At 32.6% G+C, this 17460-nt stretch carries 19 protein-coding genes; 5 read left to right on the forward strand and 14 right to left on the reverse strand.

Annotated elements, in window-relative coordinates:
- The first annotated feature begins 375 nt into the window (after positions 1 to 375).
- Both AC4FRF_RS16170 and AC4FRF_RS16175 read left to right on the forward strand, forming a co-directional pair.
- Positions 376 to 693 carry a GNAT family N-acetyltransferase gene (locus AC4FRF_RS16170; protein ID WP_491161088.1) on the forward strand — a complete coding sequence of 106 codons (318 nt, stop codon included), beginning with the start codon at positions 376 to 378 and terminating at the stop codon, positions 691 to 693.
- A 19-nt stretch (positions 694 to 712) separates the two neighbouring features.
- On the forward strand, positions 713 to 1594 hold the full coding sequence (locus tag AC4FRF_RS16175) for a pirin family protein (protein ID WP_491161090.1): 882 nt from the start codon (positions 713 to 715) through the stop codon (positions 1592 to 1594).
- Positions 1595 to 1627: 33 nt separating this feature from the next.
- Here the strand turns inward: AC4FRF_RS16175 and AC4FRF_RS16180 are convergent, their stop codons facing one another.
- Positions 1628 to 2068 carry a LexA family protein gene (locus AC4FRF_RS16180; RefSeq protein WP_491161092.1) on the reverse strand — a complete coding sequence of 147 codons (441 nt, stop codon included), beginning with the start codon at positions 2066 to 2068 and terminating at the stop codon, positions 1628 to 1630.
- The gene (locus tag AC4FRF_RS16185; protein ID WP_491161094.1) at positions 2059 to 3333 is read right to left on the reverse strand and encodes a Y-family DNA polymerase; all 1275 of its coding nucleotides are present in this window, start codon (positions 3331 to 3333) and stop codon (positions 2059 to 2061) included. Before AC4FRF_RS16185 ends, AC4FRF_RS16180 begins: the two co-directional genes overlap by 10 nt.
- 284 nt (positions 3334 to 3617) lie before the next feature.
- On the opposite strand from AC4FRF_RS16185, the gene AC4FRF_RS16190 reads away from it, so the two are divergent.
- Positions 3618 to 4019, forward strand: a complete 402-nt coding sequence (locus AC4FRF_RS16190) for a hypothetical protein (RefSeq protein WP_491161096.1) — start codon at positions 3618 to 3620, stop codon at positions 4017 to 4019.
- A 59-nt stretch (positions 4020 to 4078) separates the two neighbouring features.
- On the opposite strand, the gene AC4FRF_RS16195 is transcribed toward AC4FRF_RS16190, so the two are convergent.
- A complete protein-coding gene (locus AC4FRF_RS16195; protein ID WP_491161098.1) occupies positions 4079 to 4948 on the reverse strand; it encodes an AraC family transcriptional regulator in 870 nt (289 codons plus the stop codon).
- Between the two features lie 186 nt (positions 4949 to 5134).
- Here AC4FRF_RS16195 and AC4FRF_RS16200 point away from each other — a divergent pair, with 186 nt between their 5' ends.
- Entirely contained in the window at positions 5135 to 5506 is a 372-nt protein-coding gene (locus AC4FRF_RS16200) for a T9SS type A sorting domain-containing protein (protein ID WP_491161100.1), read from the forward strand.
- A 157-nt stretch (positions 5507 to 5663) separates the two neighbouring features.
- On the opposite strand, the gene AC4FRF_RS16205 is transcribed toward AC4FRF_RS16200, so the two are convergent.
- From AC4FRF_RS16205 to AC4FRF_RS16215, 3 genes are all read right to left on the reverse strand, one after another.
- Positions 5664 to 6653 carry a Gfo/Idh/MocA family protein gene (locus tag AC4FRF_RS16205; RefSeq protein WP_491161102.1) on the reverse strand — a complete coding sequence of 330 codons (990 nt, stop codon included), beginning with the start codon at positions 6651 to 6653 and terminating at the stop codon, positions 5664 to 5666.
- Between the two features lie 8 nt (positions 6654 to 6661).
- On the reverse strand, positions 6662 to 7378 hold the full coding sequence (locus AC4FRF_RS16210; protein ID WP_491161104.1) for a DsbA family oxidoreductase: 717 nt from the start codon (positions 7376 to 7378) through the stop codon (positions 6662 to 6664).
- Positions 7379 to 7532: 154 nt separating this feature from the next.
- Complete coding sequence (locus tag AC4FRF_RS16215) at positions 7533 to 7661, reverse strand: hypothetical protein (RefSeq protein WP_491161106.1); 129 nt, start codon at positions 7659 to 7661, stop codon at positions 7533 to 7535.
- A 159-nt stretch (positions 7662 to 7820) separates the two neighbouring features.
- On the opposite strand from AC4FRF_RS16215, the gene AC4FRF_RS16220 reads away from it, so the two are divergent.
- On the forward strand, positions 7821 to 8885 hold the full coding sequence (locus tag AC4FRF_RS16220) for a hypothetical protein (protein WP_491161108.1): 1065 nt from the start codon (positions 7821 to 7823) through the stop codon (positions 8883 to 8885).
- A gap of 172 nt (positions 8886 to 9057) precedes the next feature.
- Here the strand turns inward: AC4FRF_RS16220 and AC4FRF_RS16225 are convergent, their stop codons facing one another.
- The 8 genes from AC4FRF_RS16225 to AC4FRF_RS16260 form a co-directional block, all read right to left on the reverse strand.
- Entirely contained in the window at positions 9058 to 10428 is a 1371-nt protein-coding gene (locus AC4FRF_RS16225; RefSeq protein WP_491161110.1) for an NADH-quinone oxidoreductase subunit N, read from the reverse strand.
- Positions 10429 to 10480: 52 nt separating this feature from the next.
- Positions 10481 to 11923 carry a complex I subunit 4 family protein gene (locus AC4FRF_RS16230; RefSeq protein WP_491161112.1) on the reverse strand — a complete coding sequence of 481 codons (1443 nt, stop codon included), beginning with the start codon at positions 11921 to 11923 and terminating at the stop codon, positions 10481 to 10483.
- Positions 11924 to 11932: 9 nt separating this feature from the next.
- Positions 11933 to 13816, reverse strand: a complete 1884-nt coding sequence (nuoL, locus tag AC4FRF_RS16235) for an NADH-quinone oxidoreductase subunit L (protein ID WP_491161114.1) — start codon at positions 13814 to 13816, stop codon at positions 11933 to 11935.
- A gap of 6 nt (positions 13817 to 13822) precedes the next feature.
- Positions 13823 to 14143 (reverse strand): NADH-quinone oxidoreductase subunit NuoK, encoded by a 321-nt coding sequence (gene nuoK, locus AC4FRF_RS16240; protein WP_026712543.1) that lies wholly within the window; start codon positions 14141 to 14143, stop codon positions 13823 to 13825.
- A 1-nt stretch (position 14144) separates the two neighbouring features.
- Positions 14145 to 14684, reverse strand: coding sequence for an NADH-quinone oxidoreductase subunit J family protein (locus tag AC4FRF_RS16245; RefSeq protein ID WP_491161116.1), 540 nt, complete (start codon positions 14682 to 14684; stop codon positions 14145 to 14147).
- Positions 14685 to 15230, reverse strand: coding sequence for a NuoI/complex I 23 kDa subunit family protein (locus AC4FRF_RS16250; RefSeq protein WP_491161118.1), 546 nt, complete (start codon positions 15228 to 15230; stop codon positions 14685 to 14687).
- A gap of 116 nt (positions 15231 to 15346) precedes the next feature.
- Positions 15347 to 16399: an NADH-quinone oxidoreductase subunit NuoH gene (gene nuoH / locus AC4FRF_RS16255; protein ID WP_491161120.1), complete on the reverse strand. Its 1053-nt coding sequence runs from the start codon at positions 16397 to 16399 to the stop codon at positions 15347 to 15349.
- A gap of 3 nt (positions 16400 to 16402) precedes the next feature.
- Positions 16403 to 17452 carry an NADH-quinone oxidoreductase subunit G gene (locus tag AC4FRF_RS16260; protein WP_491161122.1) on the reverse strand — a complete coding sequence of 350 codons (1050 nt, stop codon included), beginning with the start codon at positions 17450 to 17452 and terminating at the stop codon, positions 16403 to 16405.
- Positions 17453 to 17460: the final 8 nt, after the last annotated feature.

Consider the following 17460-nt stretch of genomic DNA (forward strand, 5'->3'; position numbering starts at 1 on the left):
ATTGGAGTGAGTTTTGCAGGACCAAAAGTGAATCCAAAAGCATTCGAATTGGATACTGAAATGTTTAAGGTTAAACCACAAACTACAGTATTAATCATCATTACTTTATTAATTATCGCTGCTTTATACGTGAAGTTCTGGTAAAAGAAAATAATAGTTTTAAATAAAAAAATGTGAAATCGAATTCGTTTGATTTCACATTTTTTTATTTGGATAAGATTAAAGTCCGAATTGTTTTATCTTCTTAACATAGATTAAGAGATCTACTTTTATAAAATCGTAAATTTGTTAAGCAAAGTAGAGCAGACGAAAGCAATTGATAATTAGCTTTTCTTGTCAAGATTATTGTTTTTTTATTAATTTAATTATCTGAATATGAAACCAGAATTTGAAAATATTCCTCTTGTTAAAAATCAAGAAGAGCAGCAGTTTGAAATCACTGTGGAGGGACATAAAGCTTTCATCGTTTACAAAGAACACTCCAATGTTATCTCTTTAATTCATACAGAAGTAGAGCCTGAATTGGAAGGGAAAGGCGCGGCTACAGCTGTAATTGAAAAAACATTGGCATATATTGAAGACAACAATTACAAACTTATACCGCTTTGTCCGTTAGTGTTTGCTTATATCAAGAGACATCCGGAATGGAAACGCATCGTTGATGATAGTTTTCACGGAATCAAATTTTTATAATTAATCAATTTTACTTTTTATGTCAAATATTGAACAAATAATTGAAGAACGCGCAGCTGATATCGGTAATTTTCTCGTAGGACGTTTGCTGCCGTTTCGTCAAAAAAGAGCTGTTGGGCCATTTGTTTTTCTAGATCATATGGGACCAACGCATTTGTCGAATTATCAGAATCTGGATGTAGGACCGCATCCGCATATTGGACTTTCCACACTGACTTATCTTTTTGCAGGTAGTATCATGCATCGTGACAGTCTTGGAAGTGAGATTGAAATAAAACCCGGAGCCGTAAACTGGATGACTGCCGGAAAAGGTATTGTACATTCTGAAAGGACTCCTGAATATTTGCGTAGTTCTGAGAAAATGCTTCATGGTTTTCAAATTTGGGTGGCATTGCCAAAAGAGTTAGAGAAGATGGAACCTTCTTTTGTACATATTGAAGCAGATGAAATTCCGTATTGGACAGAAAATGGTCTTTCGTTTAAATTGATTGCTGGAGAAGCTTTCGGGAGAAAATCAGGTGTGCCTACTTACAGTCCGTTATATTTTATTGAAATTAAGAATATAAAACCTCAAAAAGTCAATATTGGTAAGGATTTATTTGGAGAAAGTGCTCTGTATATTCTTGAAGGAAGTGTTAAAAGTGAAGATACTATTTTTGAGCCAAAACAAATTTTGGTTGCTAAAGAAAGTACACTTTGTGAATTTGAAATGGGAGAAAATAGTAGCGTTTATATTTTTGGAGGGGAAGCTTTTCCTGAAGAGCGTTTTATTTATTGGAATTTTGTAGCTACTGATAAGGCTATGATTGAAGAAGCGAAAGAAAGATGGACCAAACAGGTTTTTCCTAAGATTCCAGGAGAAACTGGGTTTGTCCCTTTGCCTGTACCTCCTAAATTTTAATTATAAAAAATGTGAAATCGAATTCGTTTGATTTCACATTTTTTTTATCACATAAGTCACAATTCCCCAAATGATGAGTTGGTTTTCTTCAGTAACTTTTATCGGAGTATAGTTGCTGTTTTCGGGCATCAGGTAGAGGCAGTCTTTTTGCAGTTTAATGCGTTTTACGGTAAATTCTCCGTCAATATAGCAAATGGCAATTTTGTTGTCCTGTGGTTCAATGCTTCGGTCTACAATCAGTACATCTTTGTCATTAATACCAGCATCAATCATCGAATTGCCTTTTACTTTAATGTAAAAAGTGGCGAGCGGATTTTCGCTTAACTCTTTATTCAAATCAATATTGTTTTCCATGAAATCAGCCGCCGGTGAGGGGAATCCTGCCGAAACACCATCAGGAATGAAAGGAATTCGCAGTTCGCTTTCAAAATCCGGTTTGTAAAAACTGAGTTTTTGATCTTTTTTTATTGACATCGTATTTCGAGAATCTCTTTGAAATTAGTAGTGTATTTATTTGATAAATGTTTCTGGTTCATGTCCCAGGTGAGTTTTAAATTTTGGCTGGCCAATTTTACTTTGGTATCGCCAATTTTAAGATTGAGACGATCCATAGTTTTCATTAGTGCCAAATGTTTTGGATTTTCTTCTTCAAATAATTGAAATTGTTTCTGGTTTTCATCAATAAGTTCACTAACAATCACTCCTGCTTTTTTGAATTTTAAACCTTCATTTCCCAGATGTAATTGTTTGAATAAATCGACAGCAACATTAGCAATAGTTAATGTTGAATTAGTTGCATAAGGTAATGTGATTGCTTTGTTGAAATAGTATTGTGAGCTAATTACAGAGTGTTTATCCACTACGAGCATTACTATTATGGTGTGACAACAGGATTTTTGTTTGCGTAATTTTTCGGCACAGACAGAGGTAAAAGTAGTGATGCGTTCTCTTAATAAATCAAAATCAGCAATCTGTTTTGGGAAGCTTCGGGTAATGGCTATGCTTTTCTTTTGCTCCACAATAGGTTCTAAGTCTAAAACAGATTTTCCTTCCAGTTCGGCTTTTAATCGAAGACCAGTTACGCCCATGGTATTTTTTATCCAGACTTCGTGTTGTGGCTGAATAAAGTCGAAAGCGGTGTTGATGTTGCGCAGTTTTGCTTTTTTAGTCATGCGATAACCAATGCCCCAAACATCTTCAATTTTAGTCCATTTCAAGGCTTTGATGCGCTTTTCTTCGGAGTCAATAACATAAATACCTTGGGTTCTGTCTTGGAATTTTTTAGCAATTTTATTAGCAACTTTGGATAAGCCTTTGGTTTCTGCAAATCCAATGCATATGGGTAGTCCAAGCCATTTTTGAACACGCCTTTTCATTTGAAGTCCATAATTATGGTAATCTTCAATGTTGAGTCCGTCAAAATTCAGGAAGGCTTCGTCAATACTGTAAATTTCAATATTTGGTGTAAACTGATTAAGGATTGCCATTACACGACGACTTAAATCACCATACAGTGGATAATTGGATGAAAATAGTTGAACGTTTTTTTCTTTTACCAAATCTTTAATTTGGAATGCAGGCGCACCCATAGGAATTCCAGCAGCTTTTGCTTCATAACTTCTGGAAATGACACAGCCATCATTGTTAGATAAAATCGCAATAGCCTTTCCGTTGAGATCCGGTTGGAAAACACGTTCACAGGAAGCATAGAAATTATTACAATCAACTAAAGCATACATGATACAAAATTACACAATAGTGCTGTTTTGAAATTAGATTTCATTATTATTTTTTAAAAAGGGACAAATTGTTTTTTTATTTTCTAAAAAGGTCTTGTATTGTGATATTCTTAAAAACTATGCTATATTAACCTTTAAATATGTGGAATTATCATTTTTTAGCTAAAACGTTTTCGTAAATGGTAATATAGCATATATATATGAAAAACTACTGTAGTTTAATTCTATGCAAGCATACTACCTTTGAACCAGTTAAAAGAAATATAAATCTAAAATTTCTAGTTATGAAAAAGATTTTAAAACTTAGTATTGTATTAGTAGTTGTTTTATTAGCAATGAATACACACGCAACTGGCGTAAAATTTTCTAAAGTTGAAAAAGCTAGTCCAAAAAAGATGGTAACTTTTGCTCTAAATGATGTAAATAAAGCTAATGTTTCTATTTATGATGCAAATGATAAATTGTTGCATACGGAGCATGTTTATACCTTGAATTTGAATCCGCTAAAATCAGATGAGAAAATCGTTAAAACTTACGATTTGAATCCTTTAGCTGATGGGGTTTATTACTTGGTTGCCGAATCAAAAACAAAAGTGGTGAAATATGAAATTCTTGTAGTGAATGAAACTGCAACAATCATGTCAGATCCTTATTCAGTAGTTTATAAAACGGTTGCTGTTAAATAATTAAGATTGGTTAGTAGTTGGAAGGCCCCTTTTTAGGGGCTTTCTTTTTTATTAAATAGTTATTCCAAAAATGATCTTAGTTCGTGTCGATAATCGGAGGCATTTTTTCCGGTAAATTCTTTGAATGTTTTATTAAAATGACTAAAGTTGTTAAAACCACTTTCATAAGCAATAGCTGCAATACTAATGGGTTTTTCGGCTAATAATTTACAAGCATGCACCAATCGATAATCATTTACAAATTTGGTAAAGGTTTTATGGGTTATTTTTTTAAAATAACGACAAAAAGATGGAACAGTCATACTTACTTTTTCTGCTATATCTTCTAGGCGTATGGCTTCTTTAAAATTGTCTTTTACATAATTAAAGATTAAATTAATTCTTTCATTATCTTGAACGTGCATTTCCATGCTAAAACCTTCGGCATTTAATACTGTTGCATCTTCAGTAGCTAATTCAAGTTCGTTTAGTATTTCTATAATACTTAATAAGCGTTCAAAAGGAGATTGATCTTCCATTTTGCCTATTTTTTTTCCAATTTTTCTCTTTGTTTTTCCGCCAAAAGTAATTCCAGATTTAGCTTGTTTGAGTAAGTCTTTAATGTTTCGCATTTCGGGAATTTCAAAAAAATGTTCTCCTAGAAAATCGGGTTTCATCTGGATGACAATTTCATTTTTATTTCCCGTTAGTTCATCTGTAAAACCACAATGGGGCAAATTACTTCCTATTAAAGTCAAATCGCCGTTGGTGTAATAAGAAATATGGCTTCCTACCTGGCGTTTTCCAGCTCCGCCATTTACATAAATTAATTCAATTTCTGGATGATAATGCCAGAAATGAGAATTATAATTAATGTCGTATTTGGTTAATGTAAACGAACTTCCAAAGGAAGGTTCGATGATTTTAAGCGTTGGTAAGGTTGATTTCATTTTTTTATTCAATTTGGTTGGCTATACTAAGTTAACAAATTAATGTGTAATATTATCTGTATTATACGAAAACGTTGTAGTAAAAGGTAAAATAGCATATTAATTGGAACATTTACTGTTTATTTTACTTCCAAGCTTGAGATAACTTTACATAGTTAAATGATTATAAATCTAAAAACATGTATTATGAAAAAGATTTTAAAAATTAGTTTAGTAGTAGGAATAGTTTTATTGGCTATGAATGTGTATGCGGTGGCGGTTAATTTATCATTACATAATAATTTTCGACAAGAGAAAATGATTTCATTTGGATTAAATGACAAAGATCAAATTAAGATAAGTATTTATGATGCCAATGATAAGTTAATACACACCGAAGATTTGATGGTAAATGGAAAATTGGTGAGGAGTTATGATTTGAATAACTTTAAGGAAGGAGTTTATTATGTGGTAGAAGAATCTAAATCTAAAATTACAAAATATGAAGTTTTAGTTCTAAATGACTCAGCTACAATAATGTCTGATCCTATTTCTGAAGTTGTTAAGACTGCTTTATAAGATTTGTTTAATTTATTTTAATAAAAAGATTTTAAAATTAAATTTTGGCACGAATTATGATAATAGAATCAATGGTTAGAAATTTGCTATTTGTTAGTAATTAATTAGTTTGTGTAGTGAAAAAAGAAAGCTTCAAGTAATGAAGCTTTTTTTTGTTTTAAATCTCACCCATTATTCGGTCCATAACCCAACTGGTGTGAGTAGCAGTTTTCCCATTTGAAGGATGTGATCTGCTTCTTAATAAATCTTCTCTTATATTCTCAACATGATTTAACTGTACGTTTTCTGGATGTTCTATAGTAAGTGGAACTATTCCGTTTTCATTGGAAAGGATTACTGGGTTTTCATCAAATATTGAAAATTCAATGGTACCTTGACTTCCATAAATAATTACTTTATCCTCTCTATTGGAACAGCCAAAATTCCAACTTCCTGTACCTGTAATACCACCTTCATGCAACCAGCAAGCAACTAATGCATCCTTTGCCGAATATAAATTTTGTTGATTTAAACTCATACCTGTTACTTCTTTAATATCTCCCAGTAGGTAATTAAATAAGTCTAATCCATGGCTTGCTAAATCGTCAAAATAACCTCCTTTAGCAATATTGTAATCGGTACGCCAATTGTATAAGCCTGATAAATCCTGAGGTGAAGCAGGCTTGCTTAGATGCCAGTTTATATGCCTGATTTGTCCAATACTATTAGCCTCGAGCCATTTTTTTATTTGTTTGAATCTTGGTAAGGAGCGTCTGTAATAAGCCGTAAAGAGCGGGATTCTTTTTGCTTCAAAAGCTTCGTAAATTGCTTTACTATCTTCATAGCTAGGTGCCAGAGGTTTTTCTATACAACAAATTTTTCCTGCTTCGGCTACTTTTAGTCCATATAATTTATGAGAATCGGGTGGAGTTGCAATGTATACAGCATCTACTTCAGGGTCATTGATAAGAGCATCGGCATCTGAATAGTGTTTTTTAATACCATGTCTTTTAGCATAATCAGCTGCTTTTTCAGCATCTCTACGCATTACGGCAACAATTTCAAATCCTGCTGTTTTTTGGTATGCAGGACCACTTTTTTTCTCGGTTACATTTCCACATCCGATGATTCCCCAACGGATTACTTTTACTTCTTTCGTTTCGCTCATTTTATTCTTTAATTACAGCCATCTATGCCACAGCTGTTAGTGTCTTCTGAGTTCAAGATAGTAATTTTTGATTCAAATTGACCTTCTTCCCACACTTTTTCTAAGGTTTTTACAAATGTTTCTTCATGTTGAGCTCCTGAAATAGCATATTTATTATCAAAAACAAAAAATGGCACGCCTTGTATTCCTATTTTTTGGGCCATTAACATGTCTTGCTGTACTTGTTCTCCATATGAATTAGAACTTAAAACGGCGTTTACAGCTTCAATATCTAAGCCAACTTGTAAAGCTAATTCCTTTAGGGTATCATTAGCGTTAATGTCTTTTCCGTCCGTTAAATAGGCTTTAAATAGCAATTCTTTTAATTCATTGGCTAATTGGTATTCTTTGGCCAAATGGAGTAAACGATGGGCATTATACGAATTGGCCATTATTGCTTTTTCAAAATGATATTCCAATCCAGAATTAGCCGCATTTTGAGTCATATTTTCTAAAGCTTCAATAGCCCAATCTTTGTCTTTTCTATATTTTTCAGCAAGATGATCGACCAGATTATCATCTTTATCAGCAATAAAGTTTGGGTCTAGTTGAAAACTCTTCCATTCTATTTCAATTTTATCTTGATGGCCAAATTTTTGGATAGCATTTTCCAATCTTCTTTTACCTATGTAGCAAAAAGGGCACATGATATCAGACCAGATTTGTATGTTTAATTTATTTTCCATTTTAAATACGTATTACGTTTGTATATACAAATGTATAGAAATGCTTTGGCAACTACTTCTTTTTTATGTTTTTATTAGGAAAGTATAAGGTGTTTTAAATGAAAAAACCATCAAAACGAATCTTGATGGTTTGTGTATTTTGTTGAATTTTTGACTATAATAAATCCAAAACAAATGATGGAAATAATCCTAACGCAATGTTCAAAACAATGGCAATAACAGCAACTGCGTAATATATTGTTGGAGTTGGAACTTTAGCTTCATTTGGTTCTTTAGTGTACATGGTTAATATTAATTTGAAATAATAACCGACACTTATTTTAGAACGATGTGATACATATTTTAAATGATTTTGAATTCCGAAACTATTTATTTAAATAGAAAATCTATTTTTCTAATAAAATAAATAATATTTTTATGGTTAGTTTATAACGAATAACATATGAATTTTAATGAAAATTTCAGATTAAAACTTCAAACAAGTTTAATCAACAATATTCTTTTTTTGAAAGAAAGCAGTATAGATATAGTTAACGAAGTAAAAGATGATTATCGTAAAATTATTTTGAACATTATTTCTGATGAATTCTATCCATTTAAGATAAGCCACGAAAGAGCTATTTATAATATTAATAGAACTTTAGAGAGTTCTGGTGTGCCAAAATTAAAATTACGGTTTGACAGCTGGGAAGTTTTTAGAAATAATGAAATAGAGTTTAAAGTTATCACTAATGATGAACCCGAACTGCACAGCAAAGAGGAATTACAATTACGTGTTGACACTGAGGATCTTTTATATGAATGTCTGGATGAATTTTGGAAGGATAAAAAAAATAATAGCAAGTATTATGAAATAAGTGATTTTTCCTGTATTGAAGACTTTGAATTTCCAGCCAGTAAATTGGAATTAGTTACTAATAGCGGGGGTACATATAATGTTGAAGCCTGGAGTCAATATGTTTTTAAACTTGTCGAAATTAATTTCCCTGATTTTAAATATGAAAAATCCAAATCAAATAGAAAAGTTCGATTTTTGAAATCTTTAAATGATGATATCCAATTTGGTTTTGAATATGACAATACAGAACTAAAAAAAGAAATTAATAGGAAAACCAGAAATAAACTTCAGTTACCGTACTATTTTAATGCTATTATTATTAACAAAAGTTTTAATCCCAAAGAGAGGAAGGAATATGTCATTAAGTATGATAATGATATAATGAGTCTGGGAATAGTAGCAAATCCTTTTTTCTATCATCCATGTTATCCATTGAGTTTGTTTGGAACAATTGAATTATACCATTATGGTAATTTTTACCCAGATAACAAAAAACCTAAAAAGATTCGAGATTACATACAGGTTAATGAAGAAACAATGAAGATGGTATATTCAAAAGAATATTTCGAAAAACTAAAAAAATATGCTTTTTTCTATATGCATTTATTGGGGTATTCTTCTAAAAGCTATTTAGATTATTTAGAAAAGTCTATTTTGGATAGTTTGTAGTATATGTTTATAACTGCAACGAAATTTAGAATAAGTCCAACAATAGCGCAGTTCCAATTCATTTTCACCACTGCATAATTTCTAGTAGAACCCAAATCAAATATACAAATAAGCTAATATAAAAGCCATCAAAACGAATCTTGATGGCTTAAAGTATATTTTCAAAGATTGATTACAACAAGTCTAAAACAACAGAAGGGAAAAATCCTAAGGCAATATTTAAAGCAATTGCTATTATTGCTACTACATAATAAATTTTTGAAGTTGGAACTTTAGCTTCATTAGGTTCTTTAGTGTACATGGCTAATATTAATTTGAAATAATAACCGACACTGATGATAGAGTTGATTACAGCTACAATTACTAAAGCTATAAATCCTGCTTGGATAGTTTGTGTAAATAAAAATAATTTGGCAAAGAAACCTCCAAAAATAGGAATACCAGCCATTGATAATAAAGACGCTGTTAGTATGGCTGCCATTAATGGATTATTTTTTGCTAATCCGTGGAAATTAGTAAGATCTTCGTTTTCTCTGGTTTTACATACATATAATATTACAGTAAATGCAGCAATACCAGCTAATGCATAAGCAGAAGTATAGTATAATAAAGTTCCTGAAGATTTTGTTGTGCTCAATAGTGTCATCAACATAAAACCGGCATGAGAAATTCCAGAGAAAGCCAGCATACGTTTTACGTTAATTTGGCGTAAAGCCATAATATTACCAACGGTCATAGACGCCATTGAAACAATAATAATTACCAATTGGAATGCAGGAGAAATATCAGCATTCATTGTTGTTACTAGTTTGTATAAGGTTGCAATGGCTACTACTTTAGCTAAAGTACTCATCAAAGCTGTTGTTAAGGCTGGAGAACCTTCGTAAACATCTGGTGCCCAAAAATGAAAAGGAACAGCAGCAATTTTGAAAAGCATTCCAATAAATATTAATACAATCCCTATTGGAAACCAAATAGGTAATTCGGCAGAATGTGATAATTCGCTAATTTCAATGATGTCAAAACTTCCCATTGCACCATAAATTAAACAAATTCCAAAAAGAATAATTCCTGAAGCAAAAGAGCCCATTAAGAAATATTTCAAACCTGCTTCATTACTTTTAATGCTTAATCTATTACTAGAGGCTAATACGTAAAGCGCAATAGACAATACTTCAATTCCTAAGAAGAACATAGCTAAATTTCCAAATGAAACCATAGCTACAGCACCAGCTAATAAAAATATTTTTATAGCAATAAAATCGGAAATTTTAGTTTGGTGATTTTCATAAAATTTATGTCCTAAACTCACCAAGAAAATAGTAAGTATGATAAATAAAGCTGAAAATGCTGTAGAAAATTTACCCACAACAATCATATTGTTGTAATAAAAACCTAGAGGACTATTGTATTCGGAAATATCCAAACCTAGTATAGCTAGTAATCCAATAACGACTATTGGAATGATGGCTTTTCTAGCATCAAAAATTTCAAATATAAGGCTTAAAACACCTAATCCTATTATAGCTATTAATGTATTCATATTTTATATTGTGATTCAGGCTTGCAACCTGATATTAAAAATAGTCCGTTTATTATTGAATTTTGTACAAGTTTCTTAGTATTTGATCTAATGCAGGAGTGATTAATTCATTGATTGGTTTTGGATACAAACCAAAAATGAATAATACTGCAATGATGATGACCAATACTAAAGTTTCATGAAAACTCACGTCTGCAAATGCTTTGGTATTTGTTTCTCCAAGCATTACGTGTTGGTACATTTTCAACATATAATAAGCTCCTAGAATAATAGTTGTTCCACCTGCTAATGCAAACCAAAGATTAATTTTTGCAAGACTGTATAAAACGGTAAACTCTCCAACAAAGTTAAAGGTTGTAGGTAATGCTACAGAAGCTAAAACTAAAATCATGAATAAAGAAGCAAATTTTGGTGCTTGTGATCGAATACCGCCCATTTCACTAATGACTCTAGTTTTGTATCTTCTAAAGATGATTTCGGCAGCAAAGAATAACCCAACTACTACAAAACCGTGAGCCAACATTTGTAAAACAGCTCCGCGTAATCCATCAATGTTTAAGGTATAACATCCAGCAGCAATTAAGCCTACGTGTGCCAATGAAGAATAAGCCAATAATTTTTTCAAATCTTTTTGTCTTAAAGCTACAATTGAACCGTAAATAACACCTGCAATTCCAAATCCAATTAATATTGGTAAATAGGTTTTAGATGCAATAGGTGTAATTGGAATTTGCCAACGAATAACACTATACAATCCCATTTTTAACATAATCCCTGATAAAAGCATAGTTCCTACTGTGGGTGCTTTTTGGTATACTTTTGCTTGCCAAGTATGGAAAGGAATAATTGGAATTTTAATGGCATACGCTAAGAAGAAAGCCCAGAAAATCCAGAATTGCTCCATTCTGCTTAATTCTACATTGTATAAATCTTGAATTAAGAAGCTTCCTGCTTTTTGGTACAAATACACAAAAGCAAGTAACATGAATAAAGATCCTGCAAGAGTATAGATAAAAAATTTAACTACTGCTTTTTTGCGTTCTTCAGTATCTCCATTACCCCAAATTAAAGCAATGAAATAAATAGGAATCAAAGATAATTCCCAGAAAATGTAATATAAAAGACCATCAGATGCTAAGAAAGTTCCTGTCATAGCAAAGGACATGAACAAAATCAAAGCATAAAGTGATTTAGCATTTTTAAATTCGGTTCCAAAAGAAGAATAGATAATCAAAGGAGTCAATGCCGAAGTCAATAATAACATAATCAACGACAAACCATCAGCGGTTAGCGAATATGAAATAGCCGGTTTGTTAATCCAAAATTTGAAGAAACTAATATTTTCTCCTGCATTGTAGCCATTCAATAAAGCAATTGAAACACCAAAAGCGACTAAGCTGAATAATAATGCGACTTTAGATGCCAGTTTATCGCCAGAAAAGTAAGTAGCAAATGCGCCAACAAGAAGTATAATTAATAGTAGTGATACGTTCATGATATAAAATTATTGAGCTAAAAATAAATAGGTTACAATGGCGCTAAGCCCTAAAACAAATACAAATAGGTAAAATCCAATACTTCCTGTTTGTAATTTCTTTCCTTGGTAACTTATTTCGTTGGTTACTTTTCCTAATCCAAATACAAAAGCAGATAAAGCGGTTTCGATATAATCTCTAAAGAAACTGGATAGTACATTAATTGGTTTTACAAAAATTGCATCGTAAATTTCATCTACATAATATTTGTTGTAAAGCACTTTTGAAAATCCTGTAATTTCAGCATCTTCAGCAGGAACTTGATTTTGTTTGATGTATTTTACAAAAGCAATTCCTATTCCCACTAAACCACCAATTACGGCTATTGCCATCAAAGTATATTCCAATGAACCAAAATGGTGTGTTTCGTGCGCTTCTTTAGCAAATAATGGCGCTAAATATCCGCTTAACCAGCTGTTTGTTGGCAAACTAATCAACCCTCCGATAGTAGCTAAAACGGCTAATACAATTAGTGGAAAAGTAATTAATGCCGGACTTTCGTGTAAATGGCTTTTTTGTTTTTCGGTACCTCTAAATTCTTTAAAGAAAGTCAAGTATAGCAAACGGAACATATAAAATGCAGTCATTAATGAAGCTAGCGAAGCAATAAACCATAATACTTTGTTGTGCTCAAAAGCAGTCATTAAGATTTCATCTTTAGAGAAAAACCCTGAAAAAGGTGGAATTCCAGAAATAGCTAATGAAGAAAGTAAGAAAGTAATAAAAGTGATTCCCATTACTTTTTTTAAACCACCCATTTTGCGCATGTCTTGTTCTCCGTGCAAAGCATGAATTACTGATCCTGAACCTAAGAACAAACAAGCTTTGAAGAAAGCGTGTGTGATTACGTGGAAAACGGCAACTTCATAAGCTCCAAATCCCAAGGCTAAGAACATTAATCCCAATTGAGATACTGTAGAGTAAGCCAATACTTTTTTGATATCCGTTTGAACCAAAGCAATCGTTGCAGCAACTAATGAAGTTACAGCACCAACTATAGCAATAATGTTTTGAACTTCTGGTGCCAAATCAAATACAAAGTTCAATCTTGTAATCATGAAAATACCAGCAGTAACCATTGTAGCTGCGTGAATCAATGCCGATACAGGTGTTGGTCCCGCCATCGCATCAGGTAACCAAGTGTATAATGGAATTTGAGCCGATTTTCCACAAGCTCCAATAAATAAAGCAAAAGCAGCTAAAGAAATCATAGACAAATCTAAATTGCTAGAAGTAGCAATCGCTGTTTTTAATGTGGTGTAATCTAAAGTGGAGAATAAAGATCCGATAATAAAAATACCAATCAATAATCCTAAATCCCCAATTCGGTTCATGATGAACGCTTTTTTAGCTGCATCATTATATTCTTGGTTTTTGTGCCAAAATCCGATAAGTAAGTAAGAGCAAAGTCCAACGCCTTCCCATCCTATGAACAACACTAATAGATTACTTCCTACTACCAAAGTTATCATAAAAAAGATAAACAAATTCAAGTAAGCAAAAAACTTATGCATATTCTCATCATCATGCATATAGCTGATAGAGTAGAGGTGAATTAAAGAACCAATTCCGGTTACAAAAAGCAACCATAAAACGGATAATTGGTCTAATAAGAAACCAAAATCCACTCTGAAATTACTAATTTCAATCCAATCAAATAGTTTAATGTTTATCGGTTGTTGATCGATATTTATTTTTGAAAAGAAACAAAGTGTAAGCGCAAACGATAAAACTACAGTAAGTGTACCTATAATCCCCGAAGCTGTTTTGCCAATCTTTTTTCCAAAGAAGATATTAAATAAAAATCCTAAAAAAGGAGCTAATAATAAGAGTAAAGCTAAATTCGTATTCATTATCGTTTATCCTTTTAAGTTTTTTAAATTATTAATGTCAATCGAACCTAAATTTCTAAAAATCGATACTAAAATTGCCAAACCTACCGCTACTTCGGCAGCAGCTACAGCCATAGAGAAAAACACAAAAACCTGTCCTTGTGCATCTTGATGATAGGTAGAAAAAGCCACGAATAAAAGGTTTACTGCGTTTAGCATAATTTCAATCGACATAAATACGATGATAGCATTTCGTCTGTATAAAACTCCAAATACCCCAATACAAAAAAGTATTACTGATAAGAAGATATAATTCTCAATGCCTATTTCATTTAAAATATTAGTCATTTTATTTCTCCGTTTTTTCTTTTTTAGACAATAGTACAACTCCAATCATGGCTGTTAAAAGCAAGATAGAAGCAAATTCAAAAGGAACCATGTATTCGTTTAATAAAACATGTCCTAAAACTTTTATAGATTGATAATCTTCTCCTGTAGCAATATATTCGCCCTCAATAGGTTTTGAATTGATAAAGACCAAAATCAAAACTACACAGATTAAGAAAAAGGAAACAATTGCTCCTAATCTCGTAATTCGGGGTTTGTGTACTTCATTTTGCTTATTCAAATTCATTAACATGATCGTGAATAGGAATAAAATCATGATAGCACCCGAGTAGACAATTACGTGAACGATAGCTAAAAACTGTGAATTCAATAGTAAATAATGACCTGCAATTGAGAAAAAGCAAATCACTAAATAAAGCGCACTATGAATTGGGTTTCTACTAAATATTGCTAAGAAAGCAGTAATTACCGTGATAAACGCTAAGAAACAAAATACAATTTGTACAGTAGATGCGTTAGCAAAGTCAGGAATATGTATCATTTAGTTAGCATTATTAAGTTGAGTATTCTTGATAGCCATTTCTAAAGGCATCACTAATCTGTCTTTTCCAAAAATAAAATCTTCTCTTTCATAGCTGGAAGGAACTAATACTTTTGAAGTGGTCAAGTAAATGGCGTCTTTTGGACAAGCCTCTTCGCACAATCCACAAAAAATACAACGTAACATATTAATTTCATATATCTCCGCATATTTTTCCTCGCGATACAAATGTTTTTCATTGGCTTTGCGTTCAGCAGCTTTCATGGTGATTGCTTCAGCAGGACAAGACAAAGCACATAATCCACAAGCCGTACAATTTTCTCTACCTTGTTCATCACGTTTCAACATGTGTTGACCACGATACACCGGACTCATGGTACGTACCTGTTCTGGATACTGAATGGTAACTTTTCTAGAAAACAAGTGTTTCAAAGTAATAATTAATCCTTTTACTATCGCAACAAGATATAAACGCTCTAAAAAACTCATCTCTTTATTAGAGACTTGTTTTTTTCTTCCCGATAAGGATATGGTTTCTATTGACATCTTTTTTATTTTTATTTGAAGCTAATCCCGCTATCCGTTTCAATCTTTTAAGTTTTAAAGAAAAACTTAAAAGGATTTTCACTGCTATCGGGGCTAATGCTACTCTTTGCTATAATTTAAAATCCTAGAAATGCTATAATTTCATGTCTCAAAATTACAATTCCTGTAATCATGATATTGGCTATGGATAACGGAATTAATATTCGCCATCCTAAATTCATCAATTGATCGTATCTAAATCTTGGAATGGTCCATCTTACCCACATGTAAAAGAAAATAAAGAAACATATTTTGGCAAATAATACTCCGATTCCTATTACGTTAGCTAAATTTACTCCCCAGTTTTCTACTGCCCAGCTCATCCCAGGATAGTTATAACCGCCAAAGAATAATACAGCAAGGATGGTTGATGAGATAAACATATTAGCATATTCAGCAAATAAATAGAATCCCATTTTCATAGAAGAATATTCTGTATGATAACCTCCAATTAATTCACTCTCGCATTCTGCTAAGTCAAAAGGGGTTCTGTTTGTTTCTGCAAAAGCACAAATTAAGAAGATTAAGAAAGATAACGGTTGGTAAAATACATTCCAATGCATACCATGTTGTTGCAATGAAATTTCTCTTAAGCTCAATGAACCTGTCATCATTAACAAAGCAATCATGGACAATCCCATCGCAACTTCATAAGAGACCATTTGCGAAGCAGCACGAACCGCTCCCATTAATGAGAACTTATTGTTAGAAGCCCATCCACCGATCATGATACCGTAAACTCCTACTGAAATTACTCCAAAAACATATAATAATGCTACATCAATATCAGCTGCTTGTAGAATAATATCTCTTCCAAAAAGATGAAAATGATCTCCCCAAGGAATTACTGCACTAGTCATTAATGCTGTACTCATAGCCACTGCCGGGCCTACAAAAAATAAAAATCTATTAGGTGTGTCTGGTTCAAATTCTTCTTTCGAAAATAATTTTAAACCATCAGCAAGAGGTTGTAATAATCCTCCTTTTCCTGCTCTGTTAGGACCAATACGGTCTTGTAGCCAAGCAGCAATTTTACGCTCTGCAAGTGTAGAATACATTGCCATTACCATTGTGATGGCAAAGACAACTAGAATGATAACACTTTTTTCTATAATAATTGTACTATCCATTTTTTATAGATTACCATTTTTAAATTCTTCCTGCTCTTTTTTGTCTAAAGGAATTGCTGGCATACTGATTTTTTTACGGTCTTCTGCTCTTCCTTTTAAAATACCTTCTTCAGTTGCTATATGAACTGTTTCCAGTTTACGGGTATAATTGTTTTGATTGATAACCGAATCTTTGTCGAATTTTCTTGGTCCTTCAATTACCCAATCAGCTGGGTCTTTGTGGTCAAAACGACATTCGTTACAAATAAAATCTTCTACTTCATGGTATTGATCTTTACGCCCCGTAACTCTTTGAATTTCGTCTCCAAACATCCAAACCGTAGTTTTTCCACAACAACCCGGAGTTGTACATTCTCTATGAGCGTTGTACGGTTTGTTAAACCAAACTCTTGATTTGAATCGGAACGTTTTATCCGTCAATGCACCTACAGGACATACATCAATCATATTTCCTGAAAATTCATTGTCAATAGCTTTAGAAATACAAGTTGAAATATTAGCATGATCGCCACGGTCTAAAACCCCATGAACTCTGTTGTCTGTTAATTGATCGGCTACTTGCACACAACGTTGGCATAAAATGCAACGATTCATGTGCAATTGAATATTTGGGCCAATATCTTCTGGTTCAAATGTTCTTTTTTCTTCAATAAAACGGGTTTTGGATTTTCCATGTTCAAAGCTTAGATCCTGTAAATCGCATTCTCCAGCCTGATCACAAATTGGGCAATCCAATGGGTGATTGATTAATAAAAATTCGGTTACTGATTGACGCGCTTCACGCACTCGGTCCGAATTTTTACTATTCACTTCCATACCATCCATACATCCTGTTACACAAGATGCCATTAATTTTGGCATTGGTCTCGGATCGGCATCACTACCTTTGGCAACTTCGACTAAACAACAACGGCATTTTCCACCGCTTCCTTTTAGTTTAGAATAATAGCACATAGCAGGCGGAACAGATTCTCCTCCTATCATACGAGCCGCTTGCAAGATGGTTGTTCCTGCTTCAACTTCAATTTCTTGACCGTCTATTGTTACTTTCATTATCTACA

It is taken from the genome of Flavobacterium sp. ST-158, assembly GCF_058309975.1.

What these genes read in the sequence shown, in the direction of transcription:
- AC4FRF_RS16220 (WP_491161108.1), top strand. Translation starts at nt 7,821, where the DNA reads ATGAATTTTAATGAAAATTTCAGATTAAAACTTCAAACAAGTTTAATC.
- AC4FRF_RS16210 (WP_491161104.1), bottom strand. Translation starts at nt 7,378, where the DNA reads ATGGAAAATAAATTAAACATACAAATCTGGTCTGATATCATGTGCCCT.
- AC4FRF_RS16250 (WP_491161118.1), bottom strand. Translation starts at nt 15,230, where the DNA reads ATGTCAATAGAAACCATATCCTTATCGGGAAGAAAAAAACAAGTCTCT.
- AC4FRF_RS16180 (WP_491161092.1), bottom strand. Translation starts at nt 2,068, where the DNA reads ATGTCAATAAAAAAAGATCAAAAACTCAGTTTTTACAAACCGGATTTT.
- AC4FRF_RS16185 (WP_491161094.1), bottom strand. Translation starts at nt 3,333, where the DNA reads ATGTATGCTTTAGTTGATTGTAATAATTTCTATGCTTCCTGTGAACGT.
- nuoH (WP_491161120.1), bottom strand. Translation starts at nt 16,399, where the DNA reads ATGGATAGTACAATTATTATAGAAAAAAGTGTTATCATTCTAGTTGTC.
- AC4FRF_RS16260 (WP_491161122.1), bottom strand. Translation starts at nt 17,452, where the DNA reads ATGAAAGTAACAATAGACGGTCAAGAAATTGAAGTTGAAGCAGGAACA.
- AC4FRF_RS16215 (WP_491161106.1), bottom strand. Translation starts at nt 7,661, where the DNA reads ATGTACACTAAAGAACCAAATGAAGCTAAAGTTCCAACTCCAACAATA.
- AC4FRF_RS16190 (WP_491161096.1), top strand. Translation starts at nt 3,618, where the DNA reads ATGAAAAAGATTTTAAAACTTAGTATTGTATTAGTAGTTGTTTTATTA.
- AC4FRF_RS16200 (WP_491161100.1), top strand. Translation starts at nt 5,135, where the DNA reads ATGAAAAAGATTTTAAAAATTAGTTTAGTAGTAGGAATAGTTTTATTG.
- AC4FRF_RS16175 (WP_491161090.1), top strand. Translation starts at nt 713, where the DNA reads ATGTCAAATATTGAACAAATAATTGAAGAACGCGCAGCTGATATCGGT.
- AC4FRF_RS16225 (WP_491161110.1), bottom strand. Translation starts at nt 10,428, where the DNA reads ATGAATACATTAATAGCTATAATAGGATTAGGTGTTTTAAGCCTTATA.
- nuoL (WP_491161114.1), bottom strand. Translation starts at nt 13,816, where the DNA reads ATGAATACGAATTTAGCTTTACTCTTATTATTAGCTCCTTTTTTAGGA.
- AC4FRF_RS16195 (WP_491161098.1), bottom strand. Translation starts at nt 4,948, where the DNA reads ATGAAATCAACCTTACCAACGCTTAAAATCATCGAACCTTCCTTTGGA.
- nuoK (WP_026712543.1), bottom strand. Translation starts at nt 14,143, where the DNA reads ATGACTAATATTTTAAATGAAATAGGCATTGAGAATTATATCTTCTTA.
- AC4FRF_RS16170 (WP_491161088.1), top strand. Translation starts at nt 376, where the DNA reads ATGAAACCAGAATTTGAAAATATTCCTCTTGTTAAAAATCAAGAAGAG.
- AC4FRF_RS16205 (WP_491161102.1), bottom strand. Translation starts at nt 6,653, where the DNA reads ATGAGCGAAACGAAAGAAGTAAAAGTAATCCGTTGGGGAATCATCGGA.
- AC4FRF_RS16230 (WP_491161112.1), bottom strand. Translation starts at nt 11,923, where the DNA reads ATGAACGTATCACTACTATTAATTATACTTCTTGTTGGCGCATTTGCT.
- AC4FRF_RS16245 (WP_491161116.1), bottom strand. Translation starts at nt 14,684, where the DNA reads ATGATACATATTCCTGACTTTGCTAACGCATCTACTGTACAAATTGTA.